We start from the raw sequence: 15,305 nt of genomic DNA, 5'->3' as shown, positions 1-15,305 counted from the left end.
GACGGCAGCCGGTCGGGTCGGTCGGCGGCGACGGGTCGGGAGGGACCGCCCTAATCGGCCGCCGGCAGTGCTGCGTGCCTACGCAGGTGGCCACGCAACACGTCGTGGCCCTCGGCGATCGACCATTGCTCCGCCCGCAGCCCGAGCTCGCGGGCCGCGGCCACGTTGCGTGCCGTGTCGTCGATGAACAGTGCCTGTTCCGGGTCCAGCCCGAGATCGTCGAGCACGAGCCGGAAGTAGGCAGGATCCGGTTTCGCCACGCCGAGGTCACAGGAGTAGTACGTGGCGTCGAAGAGCGTGGCGTAGTCGAACTCGGCCTGCATCACCTCGGCGCGGGCGGCGTCCTGGTTCGTGGCGAGGGCGCAGCGCGGGCCCGCCGCCCGGACCTGCGTGACGAGCGAGACCGACTCGGCCGAGGCCTCCATCCGGTGCCAGACCCCCAGGATGCCGTCGTAGTGGTGCACCAGATCCCAGCGGGCCAGCACCTCCCCGAGGAGGTCCGGCCACCGACCCTGGCCGGAGATGGTCGGGCGTTCGGTGCGCCAGGCGTCGGCGAGGAATTCCTGCGTCTGCTCCGGCACGAACTCGGCCATCGCGGCCACCCAGCCGCCGGGCAGGTCCTGCAGCACGCCGTCGGCGTCCCAGAGCACGGCGCCCGGTTCGGGCGAACCGAGCCCGGTCACGGCCGGGGCCGGGTGGCCCACGGTGCCCCGAGTTCGGAGAACGTGGCGTACTCGGCGGCGACCCGTTCGCACCACGCCTCGACGTCGGTCACCACCGGGTGGCGACCGTGCTCGTCGTCGCGCCACTGCACGTACTCGGCCGGGATCGGCGTCGGGTCCGGTGCCGTGCGGACCGCCTCGAGCACCCGGATGAACGCGCCGGTGTCCCGGGCGTCCGCGAGCAGAGGGGTGCCGGTGGTGACGTGGTCGACGAGGTTGCGCTGCAGGCTGGTCCGCTCGAACTTCTCGGTGCGCACTCCGTCAGGGGTGCGGACGGTCAGGACGTCGTCGGTGTAGCTCAGCTCGGCCGTTCCGCGGGTGCCGCGCACGATCAGCCTCGGCGCGCTCTGTGTCGCGGACGTCAGGGAGAGACCGAGCGCCACCGGAATGCCACTCGTGGTGCGCAGCCGCACGGCCGAGGTGTCGTCCGCCTCGATGTCGTGCGCGTGGTACAGGTCGACGACCACCTCGGCGACGTCCGTCGTGGTGGTCGCGCCCGCGATCCGCAGCGCCGTGGCCACGGCGTGCGCGAGCGGGTTCGTGACGGCGCCGTCGACCACCGCGACGCCGTCCAGGGTGCGGCGCCCGGCCCAGCGGGAGCGGGCGTAGTACCGGGTGTCCCGCAGCCACGTGCCGACGCCACCGACGCCGACGAGTTCGCCAATCTCCCCACCGGCGACGAGCTCGTCGATGGCCGGCAGTGCGTGCGACCCGAAGCTCTGGAACCCGACCTGCACCGACCGGCCGGTCTCGGCCGAGACCGCGATCAGTTGTTCGAGCTCGGCGAGGGACGCCGTCGTCGGCTTCTCCAGGAGCACGTGGGAGCCTGCCCGCAGCGCCTCGACCGCGAGCGGCAGATGCGTGTGGATCGGTGTCGCGATGATCACGACGTCAGGGCTCTCGGCGGCGAGGAGCGCGGTCAGGTCCTCATACGCACGGGCCGTCGAGGGCACGTTGTCGGCACCCTCGGCGCCGCGCGGGTCGGCGACGGCGATCACCTCGGCGAGGCCGTCCGCGCTGAGCTCGACGAGTTCGCGCAGGTGGTGGCTGCCGAACCCGTGGATGCCGACGACGGCGAACGTGGTGGTCATCGCAACTGCTCCAGGAGGTCGTAGTGGGTGCGGGCGGACTCGGGTGAGAGGTCGCCGTCCACGAGGAGCGCCCAGAGGTGCAGGTCCAGGCTGGTCCCGGCGGCGACGGTCCGGGGCGCATCCCAGGCGACGGCGGGTCCGGCGCCGACGTACCCCTGCGTGCGCACGAACCACGGCAGCACCTGCTCGCGCGGCTGCGCCAGCAGCAGCGCGACCGGACCGGTCTCCCGCGCCTGGGTGAGCAGCAGCCAGGGTGACGTCGAGCCCAGGGGAGGGCCGCCGTCGGCCGTGGTTGCCGTGGTGGGGATCGATGCCGACGAGAGCCGCCAGAACAGGCCTCCGTACCCGGCGCCGACGCGCCCGCGGGTGGCCGGCGAGCCGAGCTCGAGGTCGCCGCCGTCGGCGTGCAGCGTGCTACGCCAGCGCAGCGCCCAGGCGGATCGCTCCGGGAGCAGATCGGCCGTGATCTCGCGGTCCTCGGTGAGCACGTGCGAGCCGTCGCTACCGAGCCACTCGAGGGTCTGGGTGATGCGGTGGTCGGTGAGGTCGGCGCTGCGCGGCACCTGACGACCGTGGTTGGTGAGCATCTCGTAGCCGGTCGGGTGCACGTAGGACGCGCCGCCCCAGAACATGTGCCCGTTCACCTCGACGACGGCGTTGCTCACCCCGTAGTGGTGGCGGTGGTCCTCCGGTCCGGTCTCCGTGAGCACGCTGCCCTCGAGCGTCGTCACCGGGTGCAGGTAGGGCCGGGGGGAGAGGTGCGCGGCCAGGTCCTGGCCGTCGTGATGGGTGGCGACGGCGCGCGCACCGATGCGCAGTGCGGTCACGGTACTCCTTCGGTTGCCTCGGGTCCGCGCTCCGCGGGCCGGGGCCATGCTATCGGAAACCGCTTACCGGCGGGCGCCGTGGGGGCCGCGCCCCGCCGGATGCGCTAGACATGGGCGATGCCCTCGACGCAGAACCAGCCCAACGCCGTCGTGCTCTCCGGTGCCGGCCGGTACGCCGACCCCTGGCACGATTTCGACGGCACCTCCGCCGCCCTGGCCGAGTTGCTCGACGGGCTCGGTGTTCGGGCCCGGGTGCTCCGAACGGACGAGGTGACGTCCTCCTTCGAGGGCATCGCCCTGCTCGTGGTCAATGCTGGTGGCGGCAGCACACCGGCGCCGGAGCTTGCCCCGGGGGGAGCGCGCGAGGCGGTGCTCGAACACGCCGACTCCGGCGGTCCGGTCCTGGCCACCCATACGGCGTCGAACACGTTCTTCGAGACGCCGGACTGGGCGCACGTCCTCGGCGGCCGCTGGGTGCCGGGGCTATCGATGCACCCGCCCCTGGACACCACGGTGGTGCGGGTCGCCGGGACGCACCCGGTCACCGACGGCCTGAGCGACTTCGAGGCCACCGACGAGCGGTACTCCTACCTCGAGACCTCCCCGGACGTGACCGTCCTGGTCACGCACGCCCACGACGAGCGGGCGCACCCGCTGGTCTGGGCGCGGGAGCGTTCGGGCGCCCGCGTGATATACGACGCGTTCGGTCACGACCGCCCCGCGTACGCCCAGCCGGGACGCGTCGACCTCCTGCGCCGCGAGGTGGACTGGCTGCTCGGCAGGACCGACAGGCTCAGGTGACGGCACCGACATGCCAGGGGATGAACTCCTCCTGGCCGATGTCGAGGTCCTCGCTGACCGTCTGCTCCCCGGAGGCCACCGCGATGATCTTCTCGAAGATCTCCCGGCCGACCTCCTCGAGGCTCGCGGTGCCGTCGACGATCCGCCCTGCGTTGATGTCCATGTCCTCGGACATCCGCTCGTACATCTCGGTGTTCGTGGCGAGTTTGATCGACGGTGTCGGCTTGCACCCGAACACCGAGCCCCGGCCGGTGGTGAAGCAGACCACGGTGGACCCACCGGCGACCAGGCCGGTCACCGAGACCGGGTCGTAGCCGGGGGTGTCCATGAACGTGAAGCCCTTGTCCGTGATGGGCTCGGCATACTCGTAGACCGCCGTCATCTCCGCGGTGCCGCCCTTGGCGACCGCACCGAGGGACTTCTCCAGGATCGTGGTGAGTCCGCCGGCCTTGTTGCCCGGGGACGGATTGTTGTCGAGGGTGCCCTCGCCGGCCTCGGTGTAGGCCTTCCACCACTCGATCCGGTCCAGCAGCTTCTGGCCCACCTCGGCGGACACGGCGCGGCGGGTGAGCAGGTGCTCGGCGCCGTACACCTCGGGTGTCTCGGCCAGTACCGACGTAGCGCCGGCCGCGACCAGCATGTCCGAGGCCACCCCGAGAGCCGGATTGGCGGTGATCCCGGAGTAACCGTCGGATCCGCCGCAGTTCAGGCCGAGGACCAGGTGGGAGATGTCCGCCGGGGCCCGGGTGGCCTCGTTGACCCGGGGCAGCATCTCCTTGATCTTCTCGACGCCGGCCCGGACCGTGGCGCGCACCCCGCCGGCGTCCTGGATGTTCATGGTCTCCACGAGCAGCCCCTCGGGCAGGCCCAGGCCGCCCGCGAGGGATTCGACCGGGATCATCTCGCAGCCGAGGCCGAGGACCAGCAGGCCGCCGAAGTTCGGGTGCTGGGCGTACCCGCGCAGGGTCCGCAGCAGCAACTGCCCGCCCTCGGAGGCCGGCACCAGTCCGCAGCCGCTCTGGTGGGTGATGGCCATGACGCCGTCGACGTTCGGGTAGGAGTCCAGGGCCATACCCCGGAACTGGTCCGCGATCATCTTCGCCGAGCTGGCCGAGCAGTTCACGGAGGTGATCACGCCGATGAAGTTACGGGTGGCCACCCGGCCGTCGGCCCGGTGGTAGCCGAGGAACGTCCGGGGCAGATCCGCCGGGAGGTCCGGTGTGACCCGCGCGGTCCCGAACTCGTGCTCGCGCTCGGTGGCGTCCATGCCCAGGTTGTGGGAGTGCACGTGCTGCCCGGGCCCGATCGGCGTGGTCGCACGGCCGATGGACTGCCCGTACTTGAGCACCTGCCCGCCCGCCTCGACCGCCCGGAGGGCGACCTTGTGACCGCGGGGGATGTCGGCGACCACGGGGAGTGCGCCGCCGTCGGCGAGGGTCAGCACCGTTCCGGAGGCGAGATCGCGGGTGGCGACCGCCACGGAGTCGTCGGGGCGCAGCACCAGGGCGACGTCGCGCAGGGGCAGGGACAGACCGGTCATCAGGGGGAACCTTCGTAGACGGGGATGGCAATCGTGCCGCAACCGTTCCCACCCTAACTCAGAAACCGCTTCCCGAAGAATGTCGGACGGCCCGGGGCGGGTCGGCAGAAGTGGCCTGGGTGGGCCGTGGCGGTACGTTATCGGGGTGACGTCTCGAATCGCCGTGTGTCCGGGCTCCTACGACCCGGTGACCCTGGGACACCTCGACATCGTGCGCCGCGCCCTCACGCTGTTCGACGAGGTCGTGGTGGTCATCGGTATCAACGCCGCGAAGTCCACCCTGCTCACGCCGCACCAGCGCCGGGACCTGTTCACCGACGCCGTCGCGGACCTGCCCGGCGCCCGGGTGCTCGCCGCCCCCGGCCTGATCGTGGACGTGTGCCGCGACGTCGGCGCGTCGGCGATCGTCAAGGGACTGCGGGGCGGCGCGGACTTCGACGCGGAGCAGCCGATGACCCTGATGAACCGCTACCTGGCCGGGGTCGAGACCGTCTACCTGAGCAGCGAGGCCACGCTCGCCCACATCTCCTCCTCGATGGTGAAGGAGGTGGCCCGCTACGGCGGCGACATCACCGACCTGGTCCCACCCGGCGTGGCCGACGCCGTGTACACCGCGCTGGGCACCGCACCGGGCCTCGGCCCCAGCGCCCGCCGCACCGAGAGCAAGGATGACCCCAGATGAGTACAGCAGCCGAACACGGGGAGTCGCTGGTCGCGATCCTCGACGAGCTCTCCGACCTGGTCGCGTCCGCACGATCGATGCCGATGTCCGCGTCCGCGCTGGTGAACCGGGCCGAGGTCCTCGAGCTGATCGAGTCCGCCAAGGCCGTCCTGCCGAGCCAGATCTCCCAGGCGGACACCGTGGTGGCGGACGCCGACGCCGTCCTCGAGCGCGCCCGCAAGGAGGCCGGACGGATCGTCGAGAAGGCCAAGGAGCGCGCCGCGGACCTCGTCTCCAACGAGGCGGTCGTCCGGGCCGCGAACGCCCGGGCCGAGCAGATCGTCGCCGACGCCACGGCCGACGCGGAGAAGCTCTCCCGCGAGGCGGACGACTACTGCGACCGCCAGCTCGCCCAGTTCGAGATCGACCTGAACGCGGTCGGCACCCAGGTCGCGGCCGGCCGGGCGCGGCTCATGGAGCGCAACCGGAGCCGCGCCGCTCGCGATGAGGACCGGACCGACCGTGCTGATGGTGCCGGCGGTGCTGAGGGTCAGGGCCCGAGCCGCCCACCGAACCGGGTCGCGACGAAGGACCGCGCGGGAAACCACGAGGGCCCGCGCGGCGGTCGGGAGAAGCCATGAGCCACACCCCGCACGGACCGTTCGTGATCAGCACCCACGATCTCGGCCGCCGCCCCGGCTCGATGCGCGAGCTCGCCCTGACCGTCCCGGCGCCGGCCCTGATGGGGACTGAGGTGATCGGGGTCCAGGCCGGCAACGCGATCGACCTCGACCTGCGCCTGGAGGCGGTCATGGAGGGCGTCCTGGTCACTGGGACCGCGCAGACCGAGGCGACCGGCGAGTGCGTGCGCTGTCTTCGCGACATCGTCCACGACGTCGAGGTGGACCTCACCGAACTGTTCGCCTACCCCGGCGGACGCCACCCCAAGGTCGAGGAGACCGGCGACGAGGCCGAGCCGCTCAAGGAGATGAACGGCGAACTGATCGACCTCGAGGAGACCGTGACGGACGCCGTCGTGCTGTCCCTGCCGTTCCAGCCGCTGTGCCGCCCGGACTGCCCCGGGCTGTGCCCGGAGTGCGGGATCCGTCTCGAGGACGCCGAACCCGGGCACTCCCACGAGATCCTGGACCCGCGCTGGGCCGCCCTGAGCGGACTCGCCGGGAGCGAGGACACGGGGGATGGCGTGGATCCCGCACCCGAACGGACCGACCGGCCCGACCCCGGCGGCCCGGGGACGAGCCGATGACTGCGCCGGACGCGCCGCCGGCGGACACCTCCGCGCCGAGCGCCACCCGGTTGCAGCAGTCCCTCGGCGTCGATGTCGACCCCGAACTCCTCGTGCTCGCCCTGACCCACCGCTCGTTCGCCCACGAGGCCGGCGGCATCCCCACGAACGAGCGACTGGAGTTCCTCGGGGACGCCGTCCTGGGCGTCGTGGTCACCGAGCACCTCTACCGCACCCACCCGGACCTGTCCGAGGGTGACCTGGCCAAGATGCGGGCCGCCACGGTGTCCCAGCGCGCGCTCGCCGCGACCGCCCGCGGCATCCGGCTCGGCGACTACCTGCTGCTCGGCAAGGGCGAGACCGGTACCGGCGGCCGGGACAAGGACTCGATCCTGTCCGACACCCTCGAGGCCGTGATCGGCGCCGTCTACCTGTGCCACGGTCTCGAGCCGACGCGCGCGATGGTGCAGCACCTCGTCGGGCCCACGCTGCAGGCCGCCGCCGACCTCGGCGCAGGCCTGGACTGGAAGACCAGCGTCCAGGAACTGGCCGCCACCCGGGGCCTCGGCGCGCCCGTGTACGACGTGTCCGGCACCGGGCCGGACCACGAGCGTTCGTTCAACGCCCGGCTGCTCCTCGGGGACGTCTCCTGGGGCGAGGGCGAGGGGTCCTCGAAGAAGATCGCCGAGCAGCACGCGGCGGAGCAGGCCTACCGCGCGCTGGCCGCCGAGCCGGGCTGAGGTGCCCGAGCTCCCCGAGGTCGAGACCGTCCGGGCCGGCCTCGCCGACCACGTGCTCGGCCGCCGCATCGCCGCCGTCGAGGTGTCCCGCGATCGCGCCGTGCGACACCAGGAGGGTGGCGCAGCCGAGCTCGCCGCACTGCTCGTCGACCGGACCCCGACGGCCGCCGTCCGCCGCGGCAAGTTCCTCTGGCTCACGCTCGACGGACCGGATGGTGCCCCGGAGGACCACGCGCTGCTGGCCCATCTCGGCATGAGCGGGCAGTTGCTCGTCACCGGGCCCGGTGACCCGGCCCTGCCGGAAACGGGGCGCAACCCGCACCTGCGCGTTCGGATCGGCTTCGCCGATGCCACCGAGCTGCACTTCGTGGACCAGCGCACGTTCGGGCATCTCACCGTCGTGCCGCTGGTGCCGACGCCCGACGGCGGCCCCGGCGGCTTCGCAGGCACGTCGCCCGATCGGGCGTACCTGCCGGCGCCCGTGGCGCATATCGCCCGGGACCTCCTCGACCCACTGCTGGCCGCGCCGGGGGCACCCGCCCGGGTGGCCCTGAACCGGCGGATCCGTGCCGGCTCCCGCGGCATCAAGCGGGTGCTGCTGGACCAGGAGGTGGTCTCCGGCGTCGGCAACATCTACGCCGACGAGGCGCTCTGGCGCGCGCGCCTGCACTACGCCCGGCCCACCGACCGGCTCCGGGCCCGCCAGGTCGCCGACCTCCTCGACGCCGCCACCGAGGTGATGAGCGAGGCCCTCGTGGCCGGTGGCACCAGCTTCGACGCCCTCTACGTCAACGTGAACGGGGCGAGTGGGTACTTCGATCGGTCCCTCAACGTCTACGGGCAGGAGGGTGAGCCGTGCCCGCGGTGCGGCACCCCGATCGTGCGGGAGGCCTTCATGAACCGGTCGTCGTACTTCTGCCCCAGCTGCCAGCGGCCGCCCCGGGGTATCTGAACCCGGTCGGTGGAGTGGCTCGGGGTCGAGTGGTACCGTGTTGCTGTACCACTTGCGTGAACCAGAGGAGTGCCACCATGTCGATCAGTGCCAGCGAGGCGCGGAAGACCCTGTTCCCGCTCATCGAGCGTGTGAACGAGGACCGCGAGGCCGTCGAGATCGTCTCCCGCAAGGGGAATGCCGTCCTCATGGCGGCCGACGAGTACGCCGCCTGGCAGGAGACCGCGTACCTGTTCCGCTCGCCGGCCAACGCCCGGCGACTGCTCGACTCCTACGAACGCGCCCGTGCGGGGCGGACCGAGACCCATGACCTCGACCGCGCGGGCGAGGATGACTGAATGCGTCTGGTCTGGGACGCATCCGCCTGGGAGGACTACACGCATTGGCAGGCCGCGGACCGGCGGGCACTCAAGCGGATCAACTCACTCATCGACGCCTGCCTCCGGGAGCCGTTCGAGGGGATCGGCAAGCCGGAGCAACTCAAGTACGGAGCGCACGGGTCATGGTCGCGACGGATCACCGATGAGCACCGGCTGGTGTATCTCGTCGACGGTGACGACCTCGTCATCCTCCAGGCGCGCTACCACTACTGAGCAGTGAACGGGGCGGCCTCAACCCGGTCGGGTCCTCGTACTTGCGCCCGCGCTGCCGGCGGCCGCCCCGGCGTACCTGAACCCGGTCGGCGGGGTGTCCCAGGCCACTCGGGCCCGGCGGGTACCCGTGCCCTCGTTCGGGGAACCGGCCGCCATCGCGGACCAGGCCGCACGGAGTTGGGCGGTCAGGAACGGCTGATCGCTGTGGGGCTCGGCGAGGAACAGGACGCGGTCCACCGGGAAGCCGTCGACGACCCGCTGCAGTTCGAACCGGGTGCCGATGTTCTCGGGCCGGTACCCGCTCAGGTCGAGGACCACCAGGTCCATCCGGTCGAGCATCAGGTCGACCGCCCGCCGCCAGAAGGAGCCGTGGCACAGCAGGCCGCGGACCGGGTAGCGACCCCGTTCGGGGTCCCGGAGCCAACGGATCCTGGCCAGGACGCCGTGCGGGGTGGCCGGGTCGTGCCGCTGACTCGGCAGTTCGGCGAGCACCGCGCTCAACTGCTCCGGGGACCTGATGAACAGGGTGGCCACCGAACCACGGGCCCGCGCCGCCCGCAGTTCGTCGGCCTCGACCTGGTCGGAGCCGCGCAGCAGGTGCACCAGGCCGACCGTCCGCCACGGGCTGCCCAGGAACGCCGCCGTGCCGTCGACGTTGTCGAACAGCCGCAGATACAGGATCTGTAGCGGCCCGCTGACCCGGCGGCCGGCCCGGCGGGTGAGCCGGCCCGGATCCGGACCCCAGGCTCCGAACGAGACCTCCAGGGTGGGGATCCGCTCGGCACGGTCCGCGGCGACCTCTGCCGTGGCACGGGGGGCGGCGGTGTCCCCCGAGAGCCGTTCGACGGTGCGGGCTCGCAGGCGGCGGCCGGCCAGGCGGACCCGGGCGACCCACCCGACCGCGACCAGAGCCAGTACGCCCAGCACGGGTGTCGCCCAGCCGTCGATCATCTCGTCCGTGGGTCGAGGCACGAGCCCGAGCGCGGCCAGACCCGCGTACACCAGGGCCCCGGCCAGCACCAGTCCGCCCAGGAGCACCCACCGCAGCCAACTCGACCACGAGGTCAGCGACCGGGTGTGCGAGGCGAGGGGAGGCACCAGGTGGGCACGCTCGGGGTCGTCGAACTGCTGCTCCCAGCGGACCGCCCGCACCCACCGGAGCAGGTGCCGACCGGATCTGGCCAGGTGGAACACCACCAGGCCGAGGGCGACAACGGCGGCGATGGTGGCGACCCGCTGCAGGTCGGCGAACTCGACCAGGCCGGCGTCCGCCACGACCTGCTGGAGCGGGGGCCAGGCCGGCCCGAGCCAGCAGACGGCGGCGATGGCGCCGGGAACCAGGGCACTGCGCAGGCAGGCCAGGGCGGCGTTCCGCTCGGTGGTCCGGTTCGGACGTGTCTGCGGCGTCATCGTGACCCCTCAGACCCGACCGGACCGCGCCATCCGCCAGTAGTGCCGCCCCAGCGGGGTAAGCCGGCAGGTCCCGGAGTGCATGGCCACGTAGTAGAGGTGCTCCTCGTCGACGGGTTCGACCAGCCGAGCGTCCCGGCACCGTTGGAGCAGGGCGAAGTCGTGTTCCTTCTCCGGGATGGCGAGCCCTGAGGTCGGCTCGTACCCGGGGTCGAGCCGCAGCGGCGCGTCCTCGGTCTCGAACAACGTCGGCAGCCGGCGCAGCTCGGCCGGGTCCACCCAGGGCCGGCAGGTCCGGATGGCGCGGAGCCGGTCGATGTTCGCCTTGAGCATCGGGCGCGCGTCGAACGCCCCGAACGACTCCGTGAGGTAGGCGTACAGGCCCGCGGCCGTCACCTGACCGAGCACGTCCGCCGCGCCGCCGTCCAGCCCACCACACAGCATCACCGAGAACCGTCCCCGGCCGGAGGTCTCGGTGGAGACCTGATCGGGTCGGCTCGCGGTCAGGATCGCCACGCCGGAGCGCAGGGTCGCCGCCGCGGAGCCGAGTTGCGGCACCGCGCCCGCCGCACCCGAGAAGCAGCAGTCCAGGATCACGTGGATCTCCGGCACCGGGGAACCCATGACCAGGCCCATGACCTCCGCGAAGCCGACGCCCCAGGCGTGCTCGGTGCCCTCGGTCGTGACGAGGGTGACGTCCTCACCGCCGGACCGGCCGTGCCCGGCGAAGTAGAACAGGGCCACGTCCGCCCCCGGGGCGCACAGCCCGGCGAGCGCGGTGAGCACGGTCGGGCGGGTGACCCGGTCCGGTGGCCCGACGAGCGTGCGGCACTCGAAGTTCGGGCTGTCGTCGACGTTGCGGGCCAGGAGCGGGCGGAGCGCCTCGACGTCGTTCACGCAGCCGGTCAGTGCCGGGCTGTGGTCGTAGGCGTCGATGCCGACCAGGAGCGCGCGCTTCACCTGGCCGCCGGTCGGCACCATGGTCGGCGGCTGGTCGAGTCGGAGCCCACGCGGGGCGGCCATGGCACCAGTATGGAACCGGCGGCCCTGCCGTGGGGCCCGAATCTCGGTCCGCCGCCCGGTCGCCTAGGCCAGCAGCGCGGCCACCCGGTCCAGCTGGCTCGGGTCCTCCAGCGCGGATCCGAGGGCGACCACCCGTGCACCGGCGTCCAGGTACTCGGACGCGTTCGTGGCGTTGATCCCTCCGGTGGCCACGATCCTGGCGCCCGGGAACGGGGCCAGGACCGCCCGGATCCAGGCCGGGCCGAGCACGGACGCGGGGAACGCCTTCACCCAGGTCAGGCCGAGCCGGGCGGCCCGCTGGATCTCGGACGGCGTGGACACCCCGGGCACGTGCGGCACCCCGCGCTCGACGCTGTGGGCGATGACCTCCGGGTCGAATCCGGGCGCCACCGTGAACACCGCACCCACCCGGTGCGCGAGATCGACCTGGTCGGTGGTCGTGACCGTCCCGGCGCCGACCTCGGTGCCCCGCTCGCGCGCTGCCGCGACGGCCGCCTCGAGCGAGGGGACGGCGTCGGGCGTCTGGATCGGGACCTCCACCTGCGTCAGGCCCAGATCCCAGGCGCGCGTGCACAACTCGACGGTCCGCTCCGGTGAGTAGCCGCGCAGGATCGCCATCACCGGCACCCGCGCGTAGGCGTCGTCGAAGTACGTGGTGAACGGGTGCGGCTCGGTGGTCACGGCTTGCTCCTGGGGCGGTTCGCAGGGATGGTCGACGGCGGGGGGGGGGGCGGTGCGGTGGTCGGGTGCGGTGGGTCCGTGGCTGGTTCGGGCGGACCCGTTGCGGCTCACCGGGCCACGTCCTCGGCCGCGGCGAACGCGGTCAGCTCGTGCCGGTAGGGAAGGTGCTCGCAGTCGCCGGGCACGGTGACGGCGTAGGCGCCGGTGCGGGCTGCCGTGGTCAGGCACTGCCCGGGGTCGGCACCCGCGAGCAGGTCGGCGAGGTAGCCGCCCACGAACGCGTCGCCCGCCCCGACGGGATCCACGGCCTGCACCGGCACCGGCGGCGCGAGGTGCTCGCCGCCCTCGACGACGGCGACGGCGCCGCGCGGACCGTCCTTGATGACCACCGTGGCCGGGCCGAGGGCGGCCACGGCGTGCGCCAGCGCGAGCGACGACCGGGCCCGGTCCGCGCCGTTGTCGGCCTCCGGGGCCACCGTGCGGTCGTCCTCGGTGGCCGGGTGGAGGACGAGCCGGGCCTCCTCGGGCCCCGCGAACACGAGGTCCGCGAGGCGGACGAGGTCCCGCAGCACCGGCGCCGCCTCCTGCGCCGACCACAGCTTCGCGCGATGGTTGATGTCCAAGGAGACCGTCACCCCGGCGGCCCGCGCGACCTCGACGGCGTAGAAGGTCGCCTCCCGTGCGCCCGCGCTCAGGGCCGGCGTGATGCCGGTGACGTGCAGCACGCCGGCGCCGGCGATCAGGTCCCGGGGCAGGTCCGACGGCCGCAGCCGGGACCCGGCGCTGCCGGCCCGGTGGTAGTCCACCCGCACCCCCGCGCTGGTGCGCCGCGAGGAGATCATCAGGCCGGTGAACGCGGCGTCGCGCAGCGCCCGCGTCCGTACCCCCTCGCCACGAAGGCGTCGCTCGATGAGGTCACCGACGCCGTCGGGCCCCACCCGGCCGACCCAGGTGACGTCCGCACCGAGGCGGGCGGCGGCGATCGCGACGTTGCTCTCGGCGCCGGCGAGTTTCAGGGAGAGGGGACGGACGCCGTCGAGCAGGCCGATGCCGTCGGCATCGAGGCGGCCCATCGTCTCGCCGAACGTGACCAGGGTGCGGCTGTGCATGGATCCTGAGAGTACTGGTGGATCCGATGCCGGCCGCACCCCGGTCAGGTGCTGGAACGTCAGCGGTCGACGCGCGCGCTCCCGCCGCCGGCGAGCTTGAGCACCTCGGCCTTGGTGACCATGGTGGTGTCGCCGGGCGTCGTCATGGCCAGCGCCCCGTGGGCGGCGCCGTACTCGACGGCCGTGCTCAGCGGCTCGCCCTCGAGCAGGCCGAAGATCAGGCCGGAGGCGAAGGAGTCCCCGCCGCCGACGCGGTCGAGGATCTCCAGGTGCGGGCGGTGGGTGGCCTGGGCGAAGCCGGAGTCCTTGCTCCACGCGATCGCGCCCCAGTCGTTGTCCGAGGCGGTGTGCACCGTGCGCAGTGTGTTCCCGATGACCTCGAAGTTCGGGTACGCAGCCGAGGCCGTGGAGATCATCGACTGGAACTTCGAGATGTCCAGGTCGGAGAGGTTGTCATCGACGCCCTCGACCTCGAAGCCGAGGGAGGCGGTGAAGTCCTCCTCGTTCCCGATCATCACGTCGATGTACGGGGCGATCGCCTTGTTGACCTCCTGGGCCTTCGCCTGGCCGCCGATGGACTTCCACAGGCTCGGGCGGTAGTTGAGGTCGTAGGAGACGACCGTGCCGTGCTTCTTGGCGGCGGTGACGGCCTCGACGACCACCTCGGCCGTGGACTCGCTCAGGGCGGCGAAGATCCCGCCGGTGTGCAGCCAGCGGACGCCGAGGTCACCGAAGAGGTGGTCCCAGTCGATGTCGCCGAGCCCCAGCTGGCTGGTGGCGGTGTTGCCGCGGTCGGAGACCCCGACGGCGCCGCGCACGCCGAAGCCGCGCTCGGTGAAGTTCAGGCCGTTGCGGACCTCGCGGCCGATGCCGTCGTAGGGAACCCACCGGATGAACTGGGTGTCGACGCCGCCCTGCAGGATGAAGTCCTCCACGAGGCGGCCCACCTCGTTCTCGGCGAGGGCCGTGACGACGGCGGCGCGCTGCCCGAATGCGCGTCGCAGGCCCCGGGCGACGTTGTACTCGCCGCCGCCCTCCCAGACGCGGAACTGGCGGGTGGTGCGGATGCGACCCTCGCCCGGGTCGAGGCGCAGCATCACCTCACCGAGGGAGACGATGTCGTAGCGGCAGTCGGCGGCGGGGCGGATGCTCAGGCTCATGTCGGGTGTCCTCCGTGGACGGGTGCTCGGGGTGTGGTGTTCGGGGTGGTCAGCCGCGCACGAGGGCGACGGCCTCGGCGGTGAGGGTGGTGATCGCGTCGAAGTCGCCGGCGGCGACCTTGTCCCGGGGGACCATCCAGCTGCCGCCGATGGCCAGCACCGCCGAGACGGCCGTGTACTCGGCGACGTTCTTCGGGCCGATGCCGCCGGTGGGCACGAACCTCAGTCCCGCGAACGGGGCGGACAGCGCCTTGATCGCGGCGGCGCCGCCGGAAGTCTCGGCCGGGAAGAACTTGACGGCCTCCAGGCCCTCGGCGAGCGCGGCCTGCACCTCGGTCGCGGTGACCGCGCCGGGCAGCGCGAGCACGCCCCGCTCCCTCGCGCGGCGGACCACGGCCACGGACAGGCCGGGGGAGACGATATAACTGGCGCCGGCGTCCACGGCGGCGTCGACCTGCTCGGGGGTGAGCACGGTGCCGGCCCCGACGAGCATCCCGTCGATGGCGGACATCGCCCTGATCGACTCCACGGCGGCGTCGGTGCGGAACGTCACCTCGGCCACCGGGAGGCCGCCGGCGGTCAGCGCCCGCGCGAGCGGGGCGGCGTCCTTGGCGTCGTCAAGGACGACGACCGGCACGAGCCGTGCGGCGCCGATCTGGTCGAGAAGTTCGGACATGGCAGACGCCTCCAGGGGATCGGGAGAGGGAATCTAAACGTTTTCAGAACGCTCTTGACTGGTGACGCTAGCA

18 protein-coding genes are annotated in these 15,305 nt (G+C 72.6%); 8 read left to right on the top strand and 10 right to left on the bottom strand.

All coding sequences use genetic code 11. The features are described 5' to 3' along the window. Positions 1–50 precede the first annotated feature (50 nt). The 3 genes from EXU48_RS05710 to EXU48_RS05700 are packed head-to-tail and all read right to left on the bottom strand — an operon-like array spanning position 51 to position 2,640. Complete coding sequence (locus EXU48_RS05710) at positions 51–683, bottom strand: HAD-IA family hydrolase (RefSeq protein ID WP_207947639.1); 633 nt, start codon at positions 681–683, stop codon at positions 51–53. Continuing rightward, a complete protein-coding gene (locus tag EXU48_RS05705) occupies positions 680–1,813 on the bottom strand; it encodes a Gfo/Idh/MocA family protein (RefSeq protein WP_133106691.1) in 1,134 nt (377 codons plus the stop codon). Before EXU48_RS05705 ends, EXU48_RS05710 begins: the two co-directional genes overlap by 4 nt. Beyond that, positions 1,810–2,640 carry a DUF6807 domain-containing protein gene (locus EXU48_RS05700; RefSeq protein ID WP_165962696.1) on the bottom strand — a complete coding sequence of 277 codons (831 nt, stop codon included), beginning with the start codon at positions 2,638–2,640 and terminating at the stop codon, positions 1,810–1,812. The genes EXU48_RS05705 and EXU48_RS05700 overlap by 4 nt, the downstream gene beginning before the upstream one ends. Positions 2,641–2,757: 117 nt before the next feature. Here EXU48_RS05700 and EXU48_RS05695 point away from each other — a divergent pair, with 117 nt between their 5' ends. Beyond that, the gene (locus tag EXU48_RS05695) at positions 2,758–3,441 is read left to right on the top strand and encodes a ThuA domain-containing protein (protein WP_133106689.1); all 684 of its coding nucleotides are present in this window, start codon (positions 2,758–2,760) and stop codon (positions 3,439–3,441) included. Here EXU48_RS05695 and EXU48_RS05690 read toward each other — a convergent pair. Further along, positions 3,434–4,981 carry a UxaA family hydrolase gene (locus EXU48_RS05690; RefSeq protein WP_133106688.1) on the bottom strand — a complete coding sequence of 516 codons (1,548 nt, stop codon included), beginning with the start codon at positions 4,979–4,981 and terminating at the stop codon, positions 3,434–3,436. The genes EXU48_RS05695 and EXU48_RS05690 overlap by 8 nt on opposite strands. Before the next feature lie 145 nt (positions 4,982–5,126). On the opposite strand from EXU48_RS05690, the gene coaD reads away from it, so the two are divergent. From coaD to EXU48_RS05655, 7 genes are all read left to right on the top strand, one after another. Continuing rightward, on the top strand, positions 5,127–5,663 hold the full coding sequence (coaD, locus tag EXU48_RS05685; RefSeq protein ID WP_328591626.1) for a pantetheine-phosphate adenylyltransferase: 537 nt from the start codon (positions 5,127–5,129) through the stop codon (positions 5,661–5,663). Further along, positions 5,660–6,283 (top strand): hypothetical protein, encoded by a 624-nt coding sequence (locus tag EXU48_RS05680; RefSeq protein WP_328591625.1) that lies wholly within the window; start codon positions 5,660–5,662, stop codon positions 6,281–6,283. Before coaD ends, EXU48_RS05680 begins: the two co-directional genes overlap by 4 nt. Then, the gene (locus EXU48_RS05675; protein ID WP_133106686.1) at positions 6,280–6,909 is read left to right on the top strand and encodes a YceD family protein; all 630 of its coding nucleotides are present in this window, start codon (positions 6,280–6,282) and stop codon (positions 6,907–6,909) included. Before EXU48_RS05680 ends, EXU48_RS05675 begins: the two co-directional genes overlap by 4 nt. Beyond that, a complete protein-coding gene (gene rnc, locus EXU48_RS05670; RefSeq protein ID WP_133106685.1) occupies positions 6,906–7,628 on the top strand; it encodes a ribonuclease III in 723 nt (240 codons plus the stop codon). The genes EXU48_RS05675 and rnc overlap by 4 nt, the downstream gene beginning before the upstream one ends. A gap of 1 nt (position 7,629) precedes the next feature. Further along, positions 7,630–8,580: a bifunctional DNA-formamidopyrimidine glycosylase/DNA-(apurinic or apyrimidinic site) lyase gene (mutM, locus tag EXU48_RS05665; RefSeq protein WP_133106684.1), complete on the top strand. Its 951-nt coding sequence runs from the start codon at positions 7,630–7,632 to the stop codon at positions 8,578–8,580. A gap of 77 nt (positions 8,581–8,657) precedes the next feature. Further along, the gene (locus tag EXU48_RS05660) at positions 8,658–8,918 is read left to right on the top strand and encodes a type II toxin-antitoxin system Phd/YefM family antitoxin (RefSeq protein ID WP_133106683.1); all 261 of its coding nucleotides are present in this window, start codon (positions 8,658–8,660) and stop codon (positions 8,916–8,918) included. Continuing rightward, a complete protein-coding gene (locus tag EXU48_RS05655) occupies positions 8,919–9,173 on the top strand; it encodes a Txe/YoeB family addiction module toxin (RefSeq protein ID WP_133106682.1) in 255 nt (84 codons plus the stop codon). Between the two features lie 18 nt (positions 9,174–9,191). Here EXU48_RS05655 and EXU48_RS05650 read toward each other — a convergent pair whose 3' ends face one another. The 6 genes from EXU48_RS05650 to eda form a co-directional block, all read right to left on the bottom strand. Next, positions 9,192–10,583: a hypothetical protein gene (locus EXU48_RS05650; protein ID WP_133106681.1), complete on the bottom strand. Its 1,392-nt coding sequence runs from the start codon at positions 10,581–10,583 to the stop codon at positions 9,192–9,194. A 9-nt stretch (positions 10,584–10,592) separates the two neighbouring features. Then, on the bottom strand, positions 10,593–11,606 hold the full coding sequence (locus EXU48_RS05645; RefSeq protein WP_235856864.1) for a caspase family protein: 1,014 nt from the start codon (positions 11,604–11,606) through the stop codon (positions 10,593–10,595). A gap of 63 nt (positions 11,607–11,669) precedes the next feature. Further along, a complete protein-coding gene (locus tag EXU48_RS05640; protein WP_235856863.1) occupies positions 11,670–12,287 on the bottom strand; it encodes a bifunctional 4-hydroxy-2-oxoglutarate aldolase/2-dehydro-3-deoxy-phosphogluconate aldolase in 618 nt (205 codons plus the stop codon). Between the two features lie 107 nt (positions 12,288–12,394). Continuing rightward, positions 12,395–13,396 carry a sugar kinase gene (locus tag EXU48_RS05635; protein WP_133106680.1) on the bottom strand — a complete coding sequence of 334 codons (1,002 nt, stop codon included), beginning with the start codon at positions 13,394–13,396 and terminating at the stop codon, positions 12,395–12,397. Between the two features lie 59 nt (positions 13,397–13,455). After that, a complete protein-coding gene (locus EXU48_RS05630; RefSeq protein WP_133106679.1) occupies positions 13,456–14,556 on the bottom strand; it encodes a sugar kinase in 1,101 nt (366 codons plus the stop codon). A gap of 49 nt (positions 14,557–14,605) precedes the next feature. Then, positions 14,606–15,232 carry a bifunctional 4-hydroxy-2-oxoglutarate aldolase/2-dehydro-3-deoxy-phosphogluconate aldolase gene (eda, locus tag EXU48_RS05625; protein ID WP_133106678.1) on the bottom strand — a complete coding sequence of 209 codons (627 nt, stop codon included), beginning with the start codon at positions 15,230–15,232 and terminating at the stop codon, positions 14,606–14,608. Positions 15,233–15,305: the final 73 nt, after the last annotated feature.

Source organism: Occultella glacieicola (assembly GCF_004353825.1).
Taxonomy (GTDB): Bacteria; Actinomycetota; Actinomycetes; order Actinomycetales; family Beutenbergiaceae; genus Occultella; species Occultella glacieicola.
The sequence above is the reverse complement of the archived record's forward strand: the minus strand, read 5'-3'. Positions and strand labels throughout refer to the sequence as shown.